Source organism: Phyllobacterium bourgognense (assembly GCF_003337575.1).
Lineage (GTDB): Bacteria > Pseudomonadota > Alphaproteobacteria > Rhizobiales > Rhizobiaceae > Phyllobacterium > Phyllobacterium bourgognense.
On sequence record NZ_QPJM01000013.1, the window covers coordinates 1 to 19,052 of the forward strand.

Annotated in this window: 20 protein-coding genes; 12 read left to right on the forward strand and 8 right to left on the reverse strand. The window is 54.9% G+C overall.

What is annotated here, in order from left to right:
* Positions 1-207: 207 nt before the first annotated feature.
* The 7 genes from C7476_RS19535 to C7476_RS19565 form a co-directional block, all read right to left on the reverse strand.
* Complete coding sequence (locus C7476_RS19535; RefSeq protein WP_114431555.1) at positions 208-1,239, reverse strand: peptidoglycan -binding protein; 1,032 nt, start codon at positions 1,237-1,239, stop codon at positions 208-210.
* Positions 1,239-2,261 (reverse strand): MotA/TolQ/ExbB proton channel family protein, encoded by a 1,023-nt coding sequence (locus tag C7476_RS19540; protein WP_114431556.1) that lies wholly within the window; start codon positions 2,259-2,261, stop codon positions 1,239-1,241. Before C7476_RS19540 ends, C7476_RS19535 begins: the two co-directional genes overlap by 1 nt.
* Positions 2,262-2,469: 208 nt before the next feature.
* Positions 2,470-3,261 carry an inositol monophosphatase family protein gene (locus tag C7476_RS19545; RefSeq protein ID WP_114431557.1) on the reverse strand — a complete coding sequence of 264 codons (792 nt, stop codon included), beginning with the start codon at positions 3,259-3,261 and terminating at the stop codon, positions 2,470-2,472.
* 33 nt (positions 3,262-3,294) lie between these two features.
* Complete coding sequence (efp, locus tag C7476_RS19550) at positions 3,295-3,858, reverse strand: elongation factor P (protein ID WP_106719145.1); 564 nt, start codon at positions 3,856-3,858, stop codon at positions 3,295-3,297.
* 145 nt (positions 3,859-4,003) lie between these two features.
* Entirely contained in the window at positions 4,004-5,167 is a 1,164-nt protein-coding gene (locus C7476_RS19555) for a M20 aminoacylase family protein (protein WP_114431558.1), read from the reverse strand.
* Between the two features lie 93 nt (positions 5,168-5,260).
* Positions 5,261-6,319 (reverse strand): tetratricopeptide repeat protein, encoded by a 1,059-nt coding sequence (locus tag C7476_RS19560; RefSeq protein ID WP_114431559.1) that lies wholly within the window; start codon positions 6,317-6,319, stop codon positions 5,261-5,263.
* A gap of 4 nt (positions 6,320-6,323) precedes the next feature.
* Entirely contained in the window at positions 6,324-6,980 is a 657-nt protein-coding gene (locus tag C7476_RS19565) for a thiamine phosphate synthase (protein WP_114431560.1), read from the reverse strand.
* Between the two features lie 218 nt (positions 6,981-7,198).
* On the opposite strand from C7476_RS19565, the gene C7476_RS19570 reads away from it, so the two are divergent.
* From C7476_RS19570 to ruvB, 6 genes are all read left to right on the forward strand, one after another.
* Complete coding sequence (locus tag C7476_RS19570) at positions 7,199-7,972, forward strand: sulfite exporter TauE/SafE family protein (protein WP_114431561.1); 774 nt, start codon at positions 7,199-7,201, stop codon at positions 7,970-7,972.
* A gap of 129 nt (positions 7,973-8,101) precedes the next feature.
* On the forward strand, positions 8,102-9,298 hold the full coding sequence (locus C7476_RS19575) for an OpgC family protein (RefSeq protein WP_114431562.1): 1,197 nt from the start codon (positions 8,102-8,104) through the stop codon (positions 9,296-9,298).
* A 351-nt stretch (positions 9,299-9,649) separates the two neighbouring features.
* Positions 9,650-10,183 carry a protease adaptor protein RcdA gene (gene rcdA / locus C7476_RS19580; RefSeq protein ID WP_181872526.1) on the forward strand — a complete coding sequence of 178 codons (534 nt, stop codon included), beginning with the start codon at positions 9,650-9,652 and terminating at the stop codon, positions 10,181-10,183.
* 74 nt (positions 10,184-10,257) lie between these two features.
* Positions 10,258-10,785 (forward strand): crossover junction endodeoxyribonuclease RuvC, encoded by a 528-nt coding sequence (gene ruvC / locus C7476_RS19585; RefSeq protein ID WP_114431563.1) that lies wholly within the window; start codon positions 10,258-10,260, stop codon positions 10,783-10,785.
* Positions 10,782-11,399, forward strand: a complete 618-nt coding sequence (gene ruvA, locus C7476_RS19590; protein ID WP_114431564.1) for a Holliday junction branch migration protein RuvA — start codon at positions 10,782-10,784, stop codon at positions 11,397-11,399. Before ruvC ends, ruvA begins: the two co-directional genes overlap by 4 nt.
* 40 nt (positions 11,400-11,439) lie before the next feature.
* Positions 11,440-12,480: a Holliday junction branch migration DNA helicase RuvB gene (gene ruvB / locus C7476_RS19595; protein ID WP_114431565.1), complete on the forward strand. Its 1,041-nt coding sequence runs from the start codon at positions 11,440-11,442 to the stop codon at positions 12,478-12,480.
* Here the strand turns inward: ruvB and C7476_RS19600 are convergent, their stop codons facing one another.
* Positions 12,481-13,722, reverse strand: coding sequence for a glycoside hydrolase family 5 protein (locus C7476_RS19600; protein WP_147274688.1), 1,242 nt, complete (start codon positions 13,720-13,722; stop codon positions 12,481-12,483).
* Between the two features lie 67 nt (positions 13,723-13,789).
* Between C7476_RS19600 and ybgC the strand changes: the two genes are divergently transcribed.
* The 6 genes from ybgC to pal all read left to right on the forward strand — a co-directional run bounded on the left by ybgC (position 13,790) and on the right by pal (position 18,906).
* Complete coding sequence (gene ybgC, locus C7476_RS19605; RefSeq protein ID WP_114431567.1) at positions 13,790-14,263, forward strand: tol-pal system-associated acyl-CoA thioesterase; 474 nt, start codon at positions 13,790-13,792, stop codon at positions 14,261-14,263.
* 235 nt (positions 14,264-14,498) lie between these two features.
* Positions 14,499-15,206: a protein TolQ gene (gene tolQ / locus C7476_RS19610; protein ID WP_106719136.1), complete on the forward strand. Its 708-nt coding sequence runs from the start codon at positions 14,499-14,501 to the stop codon at positions 15,204-15,206.
* 45 nt (positions 15,207-15,251) lie between these two features.
* Positions 15,252-15,701, forward strand: a complete 450-nt coding sequence (gene tolR / locus C7476_RS19615; protein WP_114431568.1) for a protein TolR — start codon at positions 15,252-15,254, stop codon at positions 15,699-15,701.
* A gap of 6 nt (positions 15,702-15,707) precedes the next feature.
* Positions 15,708-16,817: a hypothetical protein gene (locus tag C7476_RS19620; protein WP_114431569.1), complete on the forward strand. Its 1,110-nt coding sequence runs from the start codon at positions 15,708-15,710 to the stop codon at positions 16,815-16,817.
* A gap of 38 nt (positions 16,818-16,855) precedes the next feature.
* A complete protein-coding gene (tolB, locus tag C7476_RS19625) occupies positions 16,856-18,172 on the forward strand; it encodes a Tol-Pal system beta propeller repeat protein TolB (RefSeq protein ID WP_114431570.1) in 1,317 nt (438 codons plus the stop codon).
* Positions 18,173-18,402: 230 nt separating this feature from the next.
* On the forward strand, positions 18,403-18,906 hold the full coding sequence (pal, locus tag C7476_RS19630) for a peptidoglycan-associated lipoprotein Pal (protein WP_114431571.1): 504 nt from the start codon (positions 18,403-18,405) through the stop codon (positions 18,904-18,906).
* The last annotated feature ends 146 nt before the right edge of the window (positions 18,907-19,052 follow it).

Here is a 19,052-nt window from a genome sequence, read left to right on the forward strand (position 1 = left end):
AGAAGCTGGCCGGCAGGGGGACAACGTTAGCGGGCGGTCTTCGGATCGCATTATTTATCTACCAAGACGCGCTTCGACGACCGCCCGTCTTCCCAGCATGCAAACAATGGCCAGACTCCGAGGAGGGCGTGGCAAGGGGAAAGCACACCCGGTTCTTTGACATGATGGACACAGATTTACGGGAAAGAGGTGGCCGTAGTGAGCGGTCTAGCGTTCAGTCAGTTTCAGCTCAATACGGCGGTTACGGGCTCGCACTTCAGGTGCTACCCCCGGTTCAAGCGGTTGAAACTCGCCGAAACCCGCAGCGACAAGACGATTTGCCGGAACACCATTGGCGATGAGGAATTTGACGACGGAAATGGCGCGTGCTGACGAAAGCTCCCAATTGTCTCTGAATTGACCGGTCCCGGAAAGAGCGACGTCGTCCGTATGGCCATCGACGCGCAGAACCCAGTTGATGTCATCAGGAATTTCCTTCTGCAGATCGAGCAGAGCGGCTGCAAGCTTCTTCATCTCATCGGAACCGGCCGGATTGAGGATCGCTGTTCCTGACGGAAACAGCACTTCCGACTGAAAGACGAAACGGTCGCCGACTATGCGGATGTTCTCCCTGTCGGAAAGAATTTCGCGCAGACGGCCGAAAAAGTCCGAGCGATAGCGGTTAAGCTCCTGCACGCGTTGTGCGAGAGCGACGTTAAGCCGCTTGCCGAGGTCGGCAATCTTGGCGTTCGATTCCTTGTCGCGCGATTCCGATGCGTTGAGCGCCTCCTCGAGGGCGCCGATCTGCTTGCGCAACGCCATGATCTGCTGATTAAGAATTTCAACCTGCGACAGTGCGCGAGCGCTGATCTGTTTTTCGTTCTCAAGGCCTGTCGAAAGCTCGTTGATCTTGCCTTCTGCCGCCGCCCCGGCACCTGCGCCTTGAGACAACAGGGACTGAAGCCGCGATTGCTCATTCTGCGCACTGGTGAGCGAAGCCTGCAAGTTGGCAATCGTATCCTCGAGATCCTGCTTGTTGCCCTGTTCCAGCGATAACAGCTGTGTAAGCTCGTTTATCTGCGAGTTAAGCCGATTGAGAACTGCATCCTTGCCGGTGATTTCCTGGCTCAAGAGAAACTGTGCCAGAACGAATACCGAGAGCAAGAACATGATCGACAGGAGCAGCGTCGAGAGTGCGTCGACGAAACCCGGCCAATAATCGACATGGCGAATGGCTTTGCGGTTACGACCCAGAGCCATCAGTTTGCCTTGTCGCGAGCGATAGCATCGCCCAATTTAGCAAGTGTCTGACGAATGGCCTTTTGTTCGTCGGACTGTTTTTCTACCCAATCGCGCATCATCTGCTGCTCGGACCGCATGTTCTTCACAAGTCCCTGGATGCCTTCGGCAAGGCTTGCCAAAGCAGCCGTTGTACGCTGGCTCGATCCGCCGGTCTCCTGCATGTTTTGCAGGCGTTCCGACAATGCGCGCAGTTCATCGGAGGCACCACTACTCGCGGCATCGAGCGCGTGCAGGTCCGAGCCGAGATCCGTAACGCTTGATAGCCAGTTTTCCAACTCGGTGTAAAAGCGGTTTTGAGCCCGACCCGCCTGCAAGTCGAGAAAACCCAATATGAGTGATCCGGAAAGGCCGAAGAGCGAGGAGGAGAACGCCGTGCCCATACCGCGGAGCGGAGACTGAAGACCGGCCTTCAGTGAGTCGAGGACGCTATTGGCATCGCCGGCCCGTGGGTCTAGTGACTGGATAGTCTGGCCGATGGAGCCGATCGTTTCAAGAAGTCCCCAAAAGGTGCCCAGAAGACCGAGAAACACCAGAAGGCCGATGAGATAACGGGAGATATCACGGGTTTCATCAAGCCGTGCAGCAATGGAATCAAGCATGGAACGCATCGCGCTGGTTGAAAGCGCCATGGATTGGCGTCGCCCGATGAGGGCGCGCATCGGCGCGAGCATGATTGGCTTGGCATTCGGATCATTGTTGCCCTTTCGGAAAGAATTGACCCAGCGAACCTCAGGAAACAACCGAATAACCTGGCCGAACCCTAGGAGGATGCCCACGACAAGAACGCCAACAATCAAGCCATTGAGACCGGGATTGGTGGTGAAGAAGACCGATATCTGGCGAAACAGAATGGCGGCAAGAAAGGCAACGATTGCCAGAAAGATCGCCATCGATAAAAGCACGAACCGCGGGCTGGAGAGCCGGTAAGGATCAAAATCATCGCCGTCCATACCCTGGCGGGTCGAACTGAAATCAGCCATCGTGTCGTCTCCGCATCGCAATCCGGTGCACCTAACAGATGCACAATGAACATAAAATCGCTTTGCCTGCACGCTTTTCGCGCAAGTCAAATCGATTTCTGCGACCCTAACCGAAATTATGGTGAAATTGAAAGGTGCCCGAAAGTTGAATTTGCTCCCGTTTGAGCAAAACTCCGTCGTTGTTCCGGACAAGCAACAATTGCAGCGACTAGACTGGCTTTTTCAAGGTCTTTAGAAGAGCACGCTGGATTGCCTCATTACCCGCGACGATGACTTTACTTTCGATCACGTCTTGCTCGCCATCAAGATTTGTGACGAAGCCTCCAGCCTCGCGGATCATGATGATACCGGCGCCAATATCCCACGGTGAAAGACCTTCTTCCCAGAAACCGTCGAGGCGGCCTGCCGCCACATAGGCCAGATCGAGAGCCGCCGCGCCCATTCGGCGGATACCGGATACTTCGGCCATGACGTTGCGCATCTGCAAGAGGTAGTTACCGTGATCGCCGCGACCGAGGTGGGGAACGCCGGTACCTATGACGGAGTCAACCAATTTGCTGCGCCCTGAAACGCGCAGCCGGCGGTCGTTGAGAAATGCCCCGCCGCCGCGCTCTGCTGTATAGAGCTCGTCCATGGCCGGATTAAAAATGACGCCCGCAACGATCTGGCCCTGGCGCTCAAGTGCAATCGAAACGGCAAAAATCGGAATTCCGTGCAGGAAATTGGTGGTGCCGTCGAGCGGATCGACCAGCCATCTGTGTTGGCTGTCACTGCCTTCGACGACGCCCGATTCTTCCATCAGGAAGCTGTAGTCCGGACGGGCCCGCCGCAGTTCGGTGTAGACGATTTCTTCGGCTTTCTTGTCGGCCTGGCTGACATAATCGCCAGGTCCTTTCAACGAGACCTGCAAGTTCTGTACTTCGCCAAAATCGCGAGCGAGCGAGCGGCCGGCTTTCATAGCAGCTTGCACCATTACGTTGAGAATCGCTGAACGCGCCATTTCGGTTTATTTCTCCGTCAATTCAAAATTAGCTTAATCAGCGCGGCGAACATAAGTCAGTTCGTTTGTATCAACGACGATACGTTCGCCCGACGAGATAAAGGGAGGCACGAGGACGCGAATGCCGTTTTCCAGAACTGCCGGTTTATACGAAGACGCAGCTGTCTGACCCTTGACGACCGGATCGGCCTCGGTGATTGCCAGCGTTACGTAGTCCGGAAGCGAAATGCCGATCGGGCGCTCGTCGTAAAGCTCGACCGTGACCATCATACCGTCCTGAAGAAAGGCAGCGCGATCACCAACAAAATCTTTCTGCAGTTCAAGCTGTTCGTAACTGTCGGTGTCCATGAAAATCAACGCCTCGCCCTGCTCATAGAGGAAGGAGAAATCCTTCTGCTCAAGGCGGACCTTCTCGACGGTCTCGGCAGAGCGGAAACGCTCATTCAGCTTGGTGCCATTGATAAGGTTTTTCAGCTCCACCTGATTGTAAGCACCACCCTTGCCGGGTTTGACATGATTGGTCCTGACAGCAACCCAGAGGCCGCCATCATGTTCGATCACATTGCCGGTGCGGATTTCATTACCGTTGATTTTCATTTGTCTACTCGGATTTGTGTTGAATACCCGCGCCAGTCCTGCGGCAGCGGTCAAGAATGGCGCTCCAAGACCACAAATTCGTGAAATAGGCAAGAGTGGGCACGAAAACAGCCGTAAGGCGTTCTTCCGATTTTTACCCGCGAGCTCAGGCGGCCAACGCCGTTTCCGCCAATGAGACCCAGTAACTGATGCCATAAGGAATCGCATCATCATTAAAGTCATACGCTGAATTGTGCAGGCTCGCAGTATCGCCATTGCCGATAAAAACAAAGGCGCCGGGCCGTTTCTCAAGCATATAGGAGAAATCCTCGGCCCCCATCACAGGCGGCATGTCCGTCGTCACAGCAGCGTTGCCGACAATCGTCTGGGCGACGCTGACAGCGAACTCTGTTTCCCGCTCATGGTTGAACGTTACGGGATAACCTTGATGATATCTGACTTCTGCCTTGCCGCCAAAGACTGCCGCAGTCGATTCAGCGACTTCCGTCAGACGTTGTTGCGCAAACGCTCGAACTTCCGGTGAGAGGGTCCTTACTGTACCGCCAAGCTTGATGACATCCGGAATGACATTAGATGCGTCGCCCCCGTTGAGCTGTGTCACGGATATGACCAGTGAATTCAGAGGATCTGTCTCACGCGACACGATTGACTGCAGGGCAAGAATGATATGGGCGGAAATCACCACGGGGTCGATCGCCGATTGAGGCTTTGCCGCGTGGCCGCCGCGACCCGTTACCGTTATCTCGAACTCGTTAGTTGCCGCCATGATGGAACCCTTCCGAGTAGCGAATTGACCAATCGGCAGGCCGGGTGCGTTGTGCATGCCATAGACTTCGCTGATCCCGAAACGCTCCATCAAACCATCGTCGATCATGGCAAGCGCGCCGGCGCCGCCTTCTTCGGCGGGCTGAAAAATGACAGCGATCGTACCTTTGAAGTTACGGGTTTCGGCAAGATATTCTGCTGCACCGAGCAGCATTGCGGTGTGCCCGTCATGGCCGCATGCGTGCATCTTTCCCGGAATCTTGGACATCCAGGATTTTCCGCTCGCTTCGGTGATCGGCAAAGCGTCCATATCCGCGCGAAACCCGATCACTGGCCCATCACCATGCCGCCCGCGAATAATGCCGACCAGACCGGTCTTGCCAATGCCGGTCTCGACACTGTCGCAGCCAAAGTCGCGCAGTTTCTCGGCGACAAACCGCGACGTTTCATGCACGTCATACATGAGCTCCGGATTTTCGTGCAGGTGCCGGCGCCATTCAGCGACGTGTTGCTGCATCTCGTGAGCGCGGTTGATCAACGGCATTTTTGGATTCCCATCGGCTGGTTGCAGTATCGGTACGTTCCGAAATCTATTGCGTGGATGATCAGCGCGTCAACGTGTTGGATCAAGACCAGTTCACTGCAATTTATTTGCTTCCGTGATTGCGGCTTGGGTCTGACTATCATCAAGTCCGGCCATGAATGATTCAAGCTCGGGATCATTCAGCCCTGCACGTTTGGCCACGATGTACCATGCAGCAGCCTTGATGAAATCGCCCTCGACGCCAATGCCGTCGCGGTAAAGTTTGGCGAGACGCGCTTGCGCTGCGACATTGCCGCCCGTTGCCGCGCGCAACATCCAGCCGAAACCAGCTTTATAGTTTTTTGCGCCGCCACGACCTGTAACGAGCCAACTCCCCAGGTCGAGTTGAGCCGTGTCGTATCCCTTCACAGCGGCTTTAGCCAAATACTGCCGCGCCTTGGCGTCATCGCGCGGAATAGTCAGTGTGCCGTTCGCGAGAATCTGGCTGAGCGCATATTCACCATCGGGAAGGCCCTTGTCTGCAGCTTTCTGGAACCAGGGATAAGCGTTTTCGACGCCTGTGGCGCCTGGTCGCTCTTGCAGCAGGATTTGACCGAAATTGAACTCTGCGGGAGCATTTCCGGCGTCTGCGGCGGCTTTCATCAACTCCTTCGCCCTCTTGGGGTCCTTTGGAGCATATTTCCCCTGGAGCAGAATTACTGCGTAGCGGAATTGAGCTTCTGGTAGTCCCTGATCGGCAGCTTTGCCGTACCAGTTTGCGGATTCCTGCATATTAATCGGGACGCCAAGACCACGCGCCAGAATTTCTGCAAGCAAGACCTGGGCATTTGGATCGCCGGCCTCCGCTCGCGGCAAAGCCAGGTTGTAAGCCGTTTTGTAGAGACCGCGTTGGTAGGCGCCAAAGGCGTCATCTTCCGGACCTTTGCCAAACCGCGTCGGGTTGATCGTATCGAGAGCGGGATCATTGGGTGATTTAGGCTTGGCTTGCTTCGGAGTCGTTTCGGGCGAGGCCGGCGTGGCAGGTGCAGGAGTCGTCGTCGGTTCCACCGCAGGTGTTTGAGCGGTTTGGGCAAGGCCTCCCGCGACAAAAACCGGCATGGCCATCAGTGCGGCCGCAACAGAACAGACGAGCTTTCCTGATCTTGCTCCCATAGAATTATTCCTCAAATTTAGGCGCGTGCTCGTCAAGAAGCCGGTTGGCCTCCCGGACAGCCCCTGCCGGATCTGCTCCATCAAAAACGGCCGAACCAAGAGCGATGAATTCCGCACCTGTCGCTACGGCATCGGGGAGGCTGTCGAGGGTATTGCCCGCCTGAATGATACAAGGAATTTCAACCATGGAAGCCCACCAGTCGGCAAGATCGATGTTGCGCGGGTGCGCCTCCGGCTTGTTGTCGGCGCCAATTTTGCCGAACAGAACATAGTCCGGTTGAGCTTCACCGATTTCCAGTGCGGTATGACGATTCTTGATGTTGCCGGTGCCGACGATCATTTTGGGCGAAAAGCGCGTCACATTGGCTGCAATGTCAGCTGCCGGACCCTCGATATGCAGACCATCTGCCTTGACCCGACCGGCGATCTGGGTGTCGCCGACGATGATTGCTGCTACCCCGGCGCTTTGGATAATCGGGACGGCAATTTCAGCGAGGGTCTGGAACAGAGCTTCGTCCGCCCCATAGGAGGGCAACAGTACCGAAGCAACATCTCCGCCGGAAAGCGCCGCGTCAAGCAACGTCGCAAGTTCATCCCCGCTTGCAGCGGGAGGGGCGATCAAGACGATACGGCAGCGTCGAGGTGTCGGTTCGATGTTCATGGGTTGCGACCTTACAATCGTTCTTCATAGACCGGGCAATCGTGATGGAATTCGGGCATAGAGGATGGCGGATGGTTTGAACAGACCCAAAGGTTTCGATTTGCCTTGTTGCAAATTCAACATCTTATGTACCAAATCGGAGCATATTTCCAAAAAAGCATTTTTCAATCGTAATGAGCAGAGTTAAAGGAGAAGTACTTCCTGCCGGATTCCCCGACATGCCCGATCTTCTGATGAACCCGTGGTTCTATGCTGCTGCTGTCCCGGCCACGATTCTGATCGGGCTTGCCAAAGGCGGGCTTGGTGGCGCGATGGGTCAGGTCGGTGTCCCGCTCATGGCGCTGGTCATGCCACCGGTTCAGGCTGCGGCGATCATGCTGCCCATTCTGATCATCATGGATGTTGCAAGCCTTTGGTCGTGGCGCGGCTATCGTGACATGACGACATTGAAAATGATGTTGCCCGGCGGTCTGCTCGGCGTTGGTATTGGCTGGCTCACCGCTTCCATCGTGACGGACGACATAGTGAAGCTGATCGTTGGACTCGTTGCGATCATTTTCTTTGCGCGTTACGTCTTCGCAAGCGCGGCGAAGCGCGCGGCCTCACAATCTCATAACGGCGCTTCGGCCACGCTCTGGTCAACGATTGCCGGATTCACAAGTTTTGTTGCCCATGCCGGTGGCCCACCCTATCAGGTCTATACCCTCCCGCTGCGGCAGGATCCAAAGATTTACAATGGCACCAGCGTCATTTTCTTTGCCGTTATCAATGCGATCAAGGTCATTCCCTACTTTGCTCTCGGACAATTTGACGCCACGAATTTGAAAGCTTCAGCTGTGCTTGTACCCCTTGCACCCCTAGCGACATTCGCTGGCGCCTGGATCGTAAAGCGGATGCGACCGGAGGTATTTTATCCATTCATGTATGCAATGATTTTACTGATGGGCTTGAAGCTCACCTACGACGGAATTGCCAACTTGTCATATTTTTGAACGAAAGTTGATCGGCGCAATCGCAACTTTTGCCCTATGTCAACATTACTGATCGCAGCCACAAGCGAGTCGCTTCCATCGAGGCCGGGAGCGGAATTACCGTACATTGACAGGATATTGGTGGACGCTATGACACAGAACCAGCTCAAACAGCGGGACACCCGTATCGACGTTTTCAGGGCTTTGGCTCTTCTGACGATCTTCATAAATCATATTCCGGGGACGGTTTATGAGAACCTCACGCACAAGAATTTTGGATTTTCCGACTCCGCCGAGGCGTTCGTGTTGATCTCCGGTATCGCCGTCGGTCTCGCATATGGTTCCAGGTTCGAATCCGGCAGTCGTCTTTTGATAACTCTCAAGGCGTGGCGGCGGGCTGCAACACTCTACTGCGCTCACATCCTCACGACGATCGCTACTTTGGCGATTTTCTGTGCCGCAGGCATTTATCTGAAACGCCCCGACTTCATGTCGTTCATCAACATAGGTCCGCTGATGGATCAGCCGGCAAAGGCACTCATCGGAATTGCGACGATGGGCCATCAGATTGGCTACAACAATATCCTGTCGATGTATGGCGTACTGTTGCTGATGCTCCCGATATTCCTGCTGATCGCGAGAATCAGCATTTCTGGCATGGTCGTGCTCTCTGGCATGCTGTGGCTGATATCTGGCGTGTACCAAATCGCTCCGCCAAACTATCCGACCAATGGTGTGTGGTTTCTCAATCCGCTGTCGTGGCAGTTCCTGTTCGTTATCGGGATAGCGGGAATTATGCATGTGCGCCGAGGCGGGACCATTGCGTTCAACAAGTATTTGTTCGGGCTTTCGGCGGCCTATATCCTGATTGCACTCGTTTGGGTGCGTTGGCCATTATGGGGTGTCGATACGTCATTGGGCCTGCCGATGGTCATCACGGGTTTCGACAAGACATTTCTGTCGTTGACGCGATTGGCCCATATCCTATCACTCGCTTATGTGGTTGTCTCCGTGCCGGCGATCTCTAATCTGGCCCGTCGCGCCCCAGATCATCCGCTGGCCATCCTAGGCAAACATTCGCTGCCGGTTTTTGTTGCCGGTACGATGCTCGCCATGGTGGCACAGGTCGTCAAGGTACTGAATCCAGGTGGTTTGCTGGACGACACGCTCCTGGTCGCGAGCGGGATCATGGCGCAATTTGCCTTGGCCTATTATCTCGAATGGCTGCCGCGTATAGGTTGGGGCGGGCGTCCGGTACAAAAGCCGGTCAAGCCTCAAATTGCAGTTGCCAGCAAGTTGAGGGATGGGACGATGAAGCCGGCGACGAGCGCAGCGGCCTCGCGATAAAATCAACTTTCCTGTTGTCGTTAACCAGTCGTTAAGCATTACAATCTATAAATTGATCATCCAGTTTTCTGGATTCTTACCAAGTGGTTTGGCCACTTTGTTTGACGCCTCCCTGTTAGACTCCTGAGAGCCGCCTCGTTTTTGCGGCTCTTTTTTTATGTTCATATCCAAAGTTTAAGCCTGACGTTAACCCTTTATTAAGGATAAACTTGCGCTGCTGTGAGGATGCAGGCAGGTTGCTGGGGACTACTGCTCGCCGACCGTTGTGATACCTCGCTTGCTGTTCCAGTAAGGGAGCACTGCTTTGGAAAAATCGCGGATCGTGGCAGCGCATTTTAGGTGACAGGGCGTATGATGACCGAACAGGAATTCCACGTAGACAACACGATAAGACTTGCAGAGCGTATGGTCCGCTCGGAGAGTTTCAATCATCTCTACGATGAAGGCATGAGTCTCGTGGAAGAAGCCGCATTCTACCTTGATGGCGAGGGCCGCGAGGCGGCCAAACGTCTGTCGCGCATTGCGGCGACGCTTTACGCGGCGGAATCGATGCGGCTGACGACACGTCTGATGCAGGTCGCATCATGGCTGCTTTTGCAACGGGCGTCGCGTAGCGGTGAGATGACCCTCGAACAGGTGCTTTCTGAAAAAGCCAAGGTTCGGCTTGATACGGATTCGGCGCCCGAAACGGTTATTGGCTGGGATGAAATTCCGCTATCCTATTGTGATATCGTGCACCGCTCGTTGCGCCTGCAGGCACGCGTTCGCCAAATGGACGATGAGATTTACAATGATGGTGCCCGTACCGAGCAAAAACGGGCTCTCTCGACCAATCCTGTATCCGATCAGATCAGTTTGTTGGCGACGGCATTCGGCCACCGTTAACGACGCAGAGATTTGTTTCTCTTTTGTTCACCTTTCTGCTGTCAAGATGTGTGACACATGGATAAGGTTCGGGCATGAAAGAAGCGATTCGTATTATCGGAATTGACCCAGGTCTCCGGCGGACAGGCTGGGGTATCATCGAGACGTTGGGAAATTCACTACGTTTTGTTGCAGCAGGCACCGTTCTTTCAGACGCCAAGCTCGACCTCGCCTCTCGTCTCTGTCAATTGCATGATGGTCTTGCCGGTGTGATTCACGCGATGATGCCGCATGAATCAGCCGTAGAACATACCTTCGTCAACAAGGATGCCACGGCGACGCTCAAGCTCGGTCAAGCTCGCGGGATCGCACTGCTCGTACCCGCGCTTGCTGGGCTCCATGTTGCCGAGTATGCGCCTAATGCAGTCAAGAAAGCTGTTATCGGTGTCGGGCACGGGGAGAAAAAACAGATTCACATGATGGTGAAAGTGTTGATGCCGAAGGCTATATTCGACACCGACGATGCCGCAGATGCACTGGCGGTTGCCATTTGCCACGCACATCATCGGCAAAGCGCAATCGGGCGTATTGCCATCGAACAGAAACTGGCGGCACTCGGATGATCGGAAAGCTCAAAGGTACGGTCGACGAAATCGGCGAGGACCATGTGATGGTCGATGTGCATGGCGTATGTTACGTCGCCTTCTGCTCGGCCCGGACACTTTCCAACATGCCGGGCCCGGGCGAGGCGGTTGTCTTGCTCATTGAAACGTATGTGCGCGAAGATTTGATACGCCTGTTTGGGTTTGGCACCGCGCTTGAGCGCGAGTGGTTCCGCTTGCTGCAAAGCGTCCAGGGTATTGGCGCCAAGGTTGCGCTGAGCGTTCTCGGAACATTAACACCGTCTGATCTGGCCAACGCCATAGCGCTGCGCGATATCGCCATGGTCAGCCGGGCGCCGGGCGTTGGCAAGCGGGTCGCCGAACGCATCGTAACGGAACTGAAGAACAAGGCACCAGCCTTTGCCGGTGAGGCGATGGGGACGATCGGGCTCAAGCAGGAATTGGGCGAGGGCGTTGCTCCCGCTCCGGTGACGGATGCAGTGTCGGCTTTGACTAATCTCGGTTATTCACGTGATCAGGCGGCCAACGCCATTGCCGCTGTGATGAAGGATGCTGGTGAGGGGGCCGATTCTACCAAGTTGATCCGGCTTGGCCTGAAGGAGTTGTCACGCTGATGCGGTTGTTTGAACAAGCAGCTTATGCCAAGACACGCGAATGAGTGATGCCAGCCGCCTGATTTCGCCGGACAAACGTGGCGAGGATCTCGATACCTCGCTGCGGCCGCAGACCCTTGCCGATTTTGTTGGGCAGGCGGCGGCACGCGCCAATCTGAAGGTCTTCATTGAAGCAGCGAAGTCGCGTGGCGAAGCACTTGACCATGTGTTGTTCGTCGGGCCGCCTGGACTTGGCAAAACCACCTTGGCGCAAATCATGGCCAAGGAACTAGGCGTCAACTTTCGCTCGACCTCGGGACCGGTTATTGCAAAGGCCGGGGATCTCGCCGCGCTTTTGACCAATCTCGAAGAGAACGATGTTCTCTTTATCGATGAAATCCACCGTCTCAATCCGGCAATCGAAGAGATTCTCTATCCGGCAATGGAAGACTACCAGCTCGATCTGATCATCGGTGAGGGACCTGCCGCCCGTTCGGTAAAAATTGATCTCGCCAAATTTACGCTGGTTGCCGCGACAACGAGGCTAGGGCTTTTGACCACGCCGTTGCGAGATCGCTTCGGTATCCCTATCCGGCTCAATTTCTATACGGTCGAAGAACTGGAGCATATCGTGCGGCGCGGGGCACGGATCATGGGTATTGGCGTCACCGATGACGGAGCGCTGGAAGTTGCTCGCCGTGCACGCGGTACACCCCGTATCGCCGGACGTCTTCTGCGCCGCGTGCGGGATTTCGCTATTGTCGACGGCAAAGACAAGATCGACCGCGAAACGGCGGATTCGGCACTGTTGCGCCTTGAGGTTGATTCGCTCGGCCTGGACCAGCTCGACCGGCGTTATCTTGCCATGATAGCGCACAATTTCGGCGGCGGGCCGGTTGGTATCGAAACGATTGCCGCCGGGCTTTCGGAACCGCGTGATGCGATCGAAGACATCATCGAGCCGTATCTTATCCAGCAGGGATTCATTCAGCGCACACCACGCGGGCGGGTTCTGACCGTCAATGCCTGGAAACACCTCGGCCTCAACGCTCCGGCGGATATTATCCAGCAGCAGATCAACCTTTTCCAGGAAGACAGCTGATTAAGGGGTCTTTAGCCCCAAACCTTTCAGAATAACCGGATCGAGCACTCGCTGTTTGTCATCGAGTGTAATGCCGAAAGCACCACCCCATGACCACACCGACCAGGGGAAGCCGCGTTTGCGCGCGGCTTCGGTCATATCTTTCATATAAGAAGCGCGCCAGTCTGACGGCATGCGAAACTTCTTCTGATACTCCCTGCGTATCATGCCGAATTCGCCCAGGAAAATGCGCTCGGGGGGGATGTTGTTGTTCTTTCCCCACGCTGCCGCCTTGTCGAATGGTTCATCCAAAGCGGCGAGAACTTCTTTATAGGTGGTCACGCCGCCAGCCATTTCGTTGAACCCGACGAGCAGTTCCTCCCGGCGCTCCTTAGGGGCTTTGGTCTCGATTGTTTTCCGAATCGCTGCGAGACGCTCTTCAAATGCTTTTTCGCCCATCAAATCCGGCGGGTAGGGCAAGCCTTCGACATAGCTCATGGAATCCCCGGTCCAGTCGGCACCTTGATGCGTCAGGACATAAGGTTCATAGGAATGAAAGGTCCAGATGACATTGTGATCGGCAATGGAAGCAGGATCAACCTTTTCCAGCCCATACGCACTCGACCAGCAGCCGCCAGACAAAATCAGTGTATGATTTGGCGCTGCCCCACGAGCCGCCCTATGCAACTGCATCAACATCGCGGGCCATTTGGGGAAAAGTGTGGGGTCGCAGTCGATCACCGGCTCATTGAACGGTTCAAATGCAGTGGTTGCCGCATCCGTATCGGACAGCGCTTTGCCGAGCCGCCCGACCATCTGCACATATCGTGTGAAGAGTGCTTCGTCAGCCAGGATGTGGTTTGTGTCCACCTTGCGATCGTCGCTCGGAATTGAATGAAAATCGACAATCACCTTCAGTCCTGCCTTGTGCAGCACGTCGACTGTTTCGAGTGTCTCGGCGATCAATTTTTTTACGCGATCTTCCGATGCGTCCTCCAGGAAGATTGCGGGATCGATTGGCATACGGACGAAGTCAAAACCCGCCGTTCGTATATGCTCCAGATCGCTGATAGTAGTGCCCTGCCGCCATTCGGGGAAGTTATCGAGGACAGACGCTTCGTCCCAGCGATCAGGCCTGGGCCATGTGGTCCATAGCTCGAGATTGAGACCTCGTTGCATGGTGAAAGTAGTAGCTGATCCAGCCACAGAACCGGCGACCAGACAGAGGAGACAAAGGAGGACTCGCAGCAGTGTGAAAACCAACTCTTCGTATCCTATTTCGTGGGGACTATGGACAAAATGCCTACCAAGGCTGCAAAAAGGAAGGGCTATGGTCGAAAACAATTCTTCATCATTAATCGCCACTGGATTGGCCGGGGAGCTTACGGATGCTGGCCATCGCTTGCTGGCGCGCGTTTATTATGCCGACACGGATTTTTCCGGACTTGTCTATCACGCCCGCTATCTCGAATTTTTGGAGCGGGGCCGTACCGATTATTTGCGCCTTCTCGGCGTGCACCATTCAGAGCTTGTTGACGGGAAACTTGGCGAAAGCATCGTTTGGGTGGTCCGGCGTATGGAAATAGACTTCAAATCTGCGGCAAGGATCGATGATGTATTGACGATCAAGACGCGAACAGCGGAAATATCTGGCGCAAGGGTGCGGATGGCGCAGGCCATAAAACGAGGAGATGATCTTCTTATTTCGGCGATCGTAGAGGCGGCCATGATTAACGGTGCCGGCCGGCCGCGACGATTTCCGCCGGAGTGGATCAAACTTTTTCAGCCAGCTTCGAAGAAATAAGCGCTGATAATTGCCCGTTGCCCTCAAAACATAAACTCATCCTTAACCATAACAAATCATGAATAAGACGTGCAGACGACAGGTTTCACGTTAACGCCTTCGTTTTACCAAAATTAACGTAAAGAAGCCGCGTTATGGTTACTGGAAAATTCCGGTTTTAAGCGTGGCTCATCTGGATTGAGACGATTGCGCCCCCGGTCGACACGCCGGGTTTTCGGATTCGAGGATTGTAGATATGGAAAATTTAGCGGTTGCCGTTCAGACATCGGACATGTCCTTGTGGGGGCTGTTCTGGCAGGCTGGGTTTGTCGTCAAGCTTGTGATGGTGGGTCTGCTCGGCGCGTCGATCTGGACCTGGGCGATTATCATCGACAAAATTCTTGGATTTGGCCGGGCAAAGCGCGCCTTCGACCGTTTCGAGCAAATATTCTGGTCAGGGCAATCTCTTGAAGAGCTCTACCGCAACCTTGGTGATAAACGCACCACGGGCATGGGCTCAATTTTCATTGCTGCCATGCGGGAATGGAAGAAATCGTTTGAAAAGGGCGCGCGTTCGCCAATCGCACTGCAAATGCGTATCGACAAGGCGATGGATGTGGCGCTGGCCCGGGAAAGCGACTACCTCGCAGCGCGACTGACGTTCCTCGCAACCATCGGCTCGGCTGGACCGTTTATCGGTCTGTTCGGCACGGTTATTGGTATCATGACCTCGTTCATGGGCATCGCGGGGTCAAAATCGACCAGCCTTGCTGTTGTTGCACCAGGTATCGCCGAGGCACTGCTGGCAACGGCCATCGGCCTGGTCGCCGCCATTCCGGCGGTTATCGCCTACAACAAGCTTTCGAGCGACGCTGGAAAACTGACTGCGCGCATGGAAGGCTTCGCTGATGAATTCTCCGCCATACTCTCGCGGCAAATCGATGAGAAACTGCCGCGGGCTTGAGTAACCGTCCAGTAAACCGATACAGAAATTGTGGGATTTGGTGCCATGGGCATGTCGATAGGTAACAACGGTTCTTCAGGTGGACGCAGGCGTCGCGGACGCGCCAGCAAGGGCGTGATGAGCGAAATCAACGTTACGCCGCTCGTTGACGTCATGCTCGTATTGCTGATCATCTTCATGGTGACGGCACCGATGATGACCGTGGGCGTTCCAATCGATATGCCGGAAACATCGGCACAGACCCTCAACAGCGAAGCTGACCCAATCTACGTAACGATCAATCAACAGGGGCAGATCTACCTGCAGGAAACCGAGATTCCGCTGGAGGAGATCGTTCCGAAACTGCAGGCAATTGCCAAGACTGGCTACAACGAACGCATTTTCGTCAAGGGTGATAAATCCGCCGACTACGGCACGATCATGAAGGTCATGGCACAGATTTCTGGCTCAGGTTTCAAGAATATCGGTCTCGTCAGTCTTCCGGAGGTTAACTGATCAACCATGCGGGCTAGCGTCACATCCTCCGCAATTATCCACGCTGTGGTCATCGGCTGGGGCCTTCTGTCGTTTTCAACGCCGACACCAATGGATATGGCGAATTCGGAGTCTATGCCGATCGATATCGTTTCAGATATAAGCCAACTGCAGAAGGGCGATAAAAAGGCAGACAGGGCCGAAAAGCCTGCACCCAAGCCCACCCAAAAACCACAGACAATTCCGGAGGCTCAGAGCGTCGGCGACAGTGAAGTGGACGCAGACATCAAACCTGCTCCAGAGACGAAACCAAAACCGATCGAAGCTGCACAGGCGCCGAGGCCTTCGGATGCACCAGTAGCTAAGCCAGATCCGCTGCTGGAACCGAAGCCCGAAGTCAAGCCAGAGCCCAAACCAATCCCTGTACCGGCAACGGAGGTAAAGACCGAGCCCGCTCCGAAGGAAGAGGTAAAGCCGGATCCAGTGGCCGAGGCGATCAATGAGACCAAATCCGAGCCAGCGCCAAAAGAGGAAGCGAAGCCTACTCCGACACCTCCGGTAGACAAGCCTGCGGAAGAGGCATTCAAGCTGCCCGATACGGTCGCTAAGCCTGAAGCCAAACCGACGCCGCCGGCGCAGACCGCGAAAACGCCGGATCGCAAGGAGGTTCAGGAGAAGCCCAAACCGACGCAAACGGCGGCGACACCCTCCAAAGATAAAGACGGTATCGCTGATCAAGTCGCAGAGCTTCTGAACAAACAGCAGCCGTCGGCTGGAGGCGCCAAGCGATCAAGCGATCAGGCCTCTCTTGGAGCGAACAAGGCTACGGGAGGTTCAAAGCTCAGCCAAAGCGAGATGGATGCCCTGAAGGGTCTCATTGAAGGAAACTGGAACAAGCCAGTGGGAGCTGAAGAGACCCCTGAAATGATTATCGTTGTGAAATTCAGGCTGACGCAGGATGGGGAGATCGACGGTCGGCCCGAGGTCAGCGGCAGCGGCGGTGACTCCGGATTATTGGATGCCGTAAAGAGCAGTGCCTTGCGGGCGGTGATGAAATCAGCGCCGTTTAACCTGCCTCAAGATAAATACGACACCTGGTCGAGCGTTGAACTGACGTTCCATCCCGGTGCTACCTGATGTCGATTATAGGCCAGCCAAAAGAGGGCCCTGAACTAATGCCAAAGATACTCCGGACTTTATGTGCAGCTTTCGCGATGGTCATGGCGACCTTGATCGTGGCGACGCTACCTGCGAAAGCCCAGCTGAAACTCGATATCACCAAAGGTGTTGTCGAGCCTATGCCAATAGCAATCACGGATTTTCTTTCCGGCGATCAATTGGGTGCGAATATTTCCAATGTGATCGCTGCGGATCTTGAGCGATCCGGGTTGTTCGCACCTGTCGATAAAGGCGCTTTCATCGAGAAGATCTCGAATCCCGATGCAGCACCACGCTTTGAGGACTGGAAGGTTATCAATGCTCAGGCCCTTGTAACGGGTCGTGTTACCAAACAAGGCGATGGCCGTCTGAAGGCCGAATTCCGCCTTTGGGATACATTCGCCGGCCAGCAGCTTGACGGCCAACAGTTCTTTACTTCGCCAGAAAGCTGGCGCCGTGTCGCTCATATCATTGCAGATGCAATCTATGAGAAGCTCACTGGCGAGAAAGGCTATTTCGATACACGCGTTGTCTTTGTCGATGAATCCGGTACCAAGGAAAAGCGCATCAAGCGCCTCGCGATCATGGATCAGGACGGGGCCAATGTGCGCTATCTTACCAATGGCAAGGACCTTGTCCTGACGCCACGGTTTTCGCCAAGCCGTCAGGAAATCACTTACATGTCTTTCGAGGGTGGCAAGCCACAGATTTATCTTCTGCAGCTTGAAACAGGTCAGCGCGAGCTTGTCGGTAATTTCCCGGGCATGACCATTGCGCCCCGCTTCTCACCGGACGGTCAGAAGGTCGTCATGAGCCTGTTGCAGGAAGATGGGAGCGCGAACGTCTACACGATGGATTTGCGCAGTCGTACCACCACGCGCCTCACGAGTACATCAGCTATCGACACGGGTGCGTCCTATTCTCCCGATGGGAGCCAGGTGGTGTTCGAGTCGGATCGCGGCGGCCGTCCGCAGATTTACAAGATGGGTGCCGACGGTTCCAATCCGCAACGCATTTCTTTCGGAGATGGTTCTTACTCGACGCCGGTGTGGTCTCCACGCGGCGATCTGATTGCCTTCACCAAACAGTCTGGTGGCGAGTTTTCCATCGGCGTGATGAAGACCGATGGATCGGGCGAGCGAATCCTGACCAGCGGTTATCATGACGAGGGTCCGACCTGGGCTCCAAACGGCCGCGTGCTGATGTTCTTCCGGCTGCCGCCGGGCTCCAACAGCCCCAAGCTGTCGACGGTCGATTTGACCGGTCGAAATCTGCGTCAGATCCAAACGCCAAATCTCGCGTCGGATCCTGCCTGGTCGCCACTTCTTGAATGAATCGGTGGAAAAACCAGTCACAACTGACAATCGCATCAGTGTTTCAAGACATTACCGCGAATGTCGTCTTTCCGCCTCAATTTGTGCCTTTAGGGTGCAGAACACATTCTGAAATTCGCTGTTAATCCTGGTGTTAAGAGTGGATTAACCCTGTTTCTGAACCGGGCCTTAACCTCGATATGGTTACTGCTTGTTCACCGAAACAATTCAATTCTTAAGGAGTCCAGGCTATGCGCCGCTTCGAAATGATCGCCCGCAGTCCAGTTTTCGTTGCACTCTTCCTGTCTCTCGCCATTGCGGGTTGTGCTTCGAAGAAAAACATGCCCAACAGCGCCGGTGATCTCGGCCTTGCTGGCAGCGCAAAACCTGGTTCTACTCAAGATTTCACAGTCAATGTTGGTGATCGCATCTTCTTCGACGTTGCCTCTTCCGTCATTCGCGCCGATGCACAGCAGACTTTGGCCAAGCAGGCACAGTGGCTCCAGCGCTATCCGAACTATGCGATCACGGTCGAAGGTCATGCGGACGAACGTGGCACGCGTGAATACAATCTGGCTCTTGGCCAACGGCGTGCGGCAGCGACGCGCAACTACCTTGCATCTCAGGGTGTACCTGCAGCACGTATCAAGACACTTTCTTACGGTAATGAGCGTCCGGTCGCCGTTTGCGACAGCGAATCGTGCTGGTCGCAGAATCGTCGCGCCATCACAGTTCTTGGCGGCGCTGGCAGCTAACAGCCCGCTGATTCTATCAGGGAAAAGCGGCTTTCGGGCCGCTTTTTTTGTTTGGTCTCCGGTCAAAACAAAATTTGGCCGAAGTCACGTTGCTCGTGTTAGATAAGCTGCCGCAAATCCCAGCGGTGTTTCTATTTCCCACATCA

Coding starts and splice junctions, on each gene's coding strand:
- C7476_RS19555 (WP_114431558.1), bottom strand. CDS start 5,167: ATGCCGTTGATCAACCGCGCTCACGAGATGCAGCAACACGTCGCTGAA.
- C7476_RS19560 (WP_114431559.1), bottom strand. CDS start 6,319: ATGGGAGCAAGATCAGGAAAGCTCGTCTGTTCTGTTGCGGCCGCACTG.
- ruvC (WP_114431563.1), top strand. CDS start 10,258: ATGAAAGAAGCGATTCGTATTATCGGAATTGACCCAGGTCTCCGGCGG.
- ybgC (WP_114431567.1), top strand. CDS start 13,790: ATGGTCGAAAACAATTCTTCATCATTAATCGCCACTGGATTGGCCGGG.
- tolR (WP_114431568.1), top strand. CDS start 15,252: ATGGGCATGTCGATAGGTAACAACGGTTCTTCAGGTGGACGCAGGCGT.
- tolB (WP_114431570.1), top strand. CDS start 16,856: ATGCCAAAGATACTCCGGACTTTATGTGCAGCTTTCGCGATGGTCATG.
- ruvA (WP_114431564.1), top strand. CDS start 10,782: ATGATCGGAAAGCTCAAAGGTACGGTCGACGAAATCGGCGAGGACCAT.
- C7476_RS19575 (WP_114431562.1), top strand. CDS start 8,102: ATGACACAGAACCAGCTCAAACAGCGGGACACCCGTATCGACGTTTTC.
- C7476_RS19570 (WP_114431561.1), top strand. CDS start 7,199: ATGCCCGATCTTCTGATGAACCCGTGGTTCTATGCTGCTGCTGTCCCG.
- C7476_RS19540 (WP_114431556.1), bottom strand. CDS start 2,261: ATGGCTGATTTCAGTTCGACCCGCCAGGGTATGGACGGCGATGATTTT.
- rcdA (WP_181872526.1), top strand. CDS start 9,650: ATGATGACCGAACAGGAATTCCACGTAGACAACACGATAAGACTTGCA.
- efp (WP_106719145.1), bottom strand. CDS start 3,858: ATGAAAATCAACGGTAATGAAATCCGCACCGGCAATGTGATCGAACAT.
- pal (WP_114431571.1), top strand. CDS start 18,403: ATGCGCCGCTTCGAAATGATCGCCCGCAGTCCAGTTTTCGTTGCACTC.
- tolQ (WP_106719136.1), top strand. CDS start 14,499: ATGGAAAATTTAGCGGTTGCCGTTCAGACATCGGACATGTCCTTGTGG.
- ruvB (WP_114431565.1), top strand. CDS start 11,440: ATGAGTGATGCCAGCCGCCTGATTTCGCCGGACAAACGTGGCGAGGAT.
- C7476_RS19535 (WP_114431555.1), bottom strand. CDS start 1,239: ATGGCTCTGGGTCGTAACCGCAAAGCCATTCGCCATGTCGATTATTGG.
- C7476_RS19620 (WP_114431569.1), top strand. CDS start 15,708: ATGCGGGCTAGCGTCACATCCTCCGCAATTATCCACGCTGTGGTCATC.
- C7476_RS19545 (WP_114431557.1), bottom strand. CDS start 3,261: ATGGCGCGTTCAGCGATTCTCAACGTAATGGTGCAAGCTGCTATGAAA.
- C7476_RS19565 (WP_114431560.1), bottom strand. CDS start 6,980: ATGAACATCGAACCGACACCTCGACGCTGCCGTATCGTCTTGATCGCC.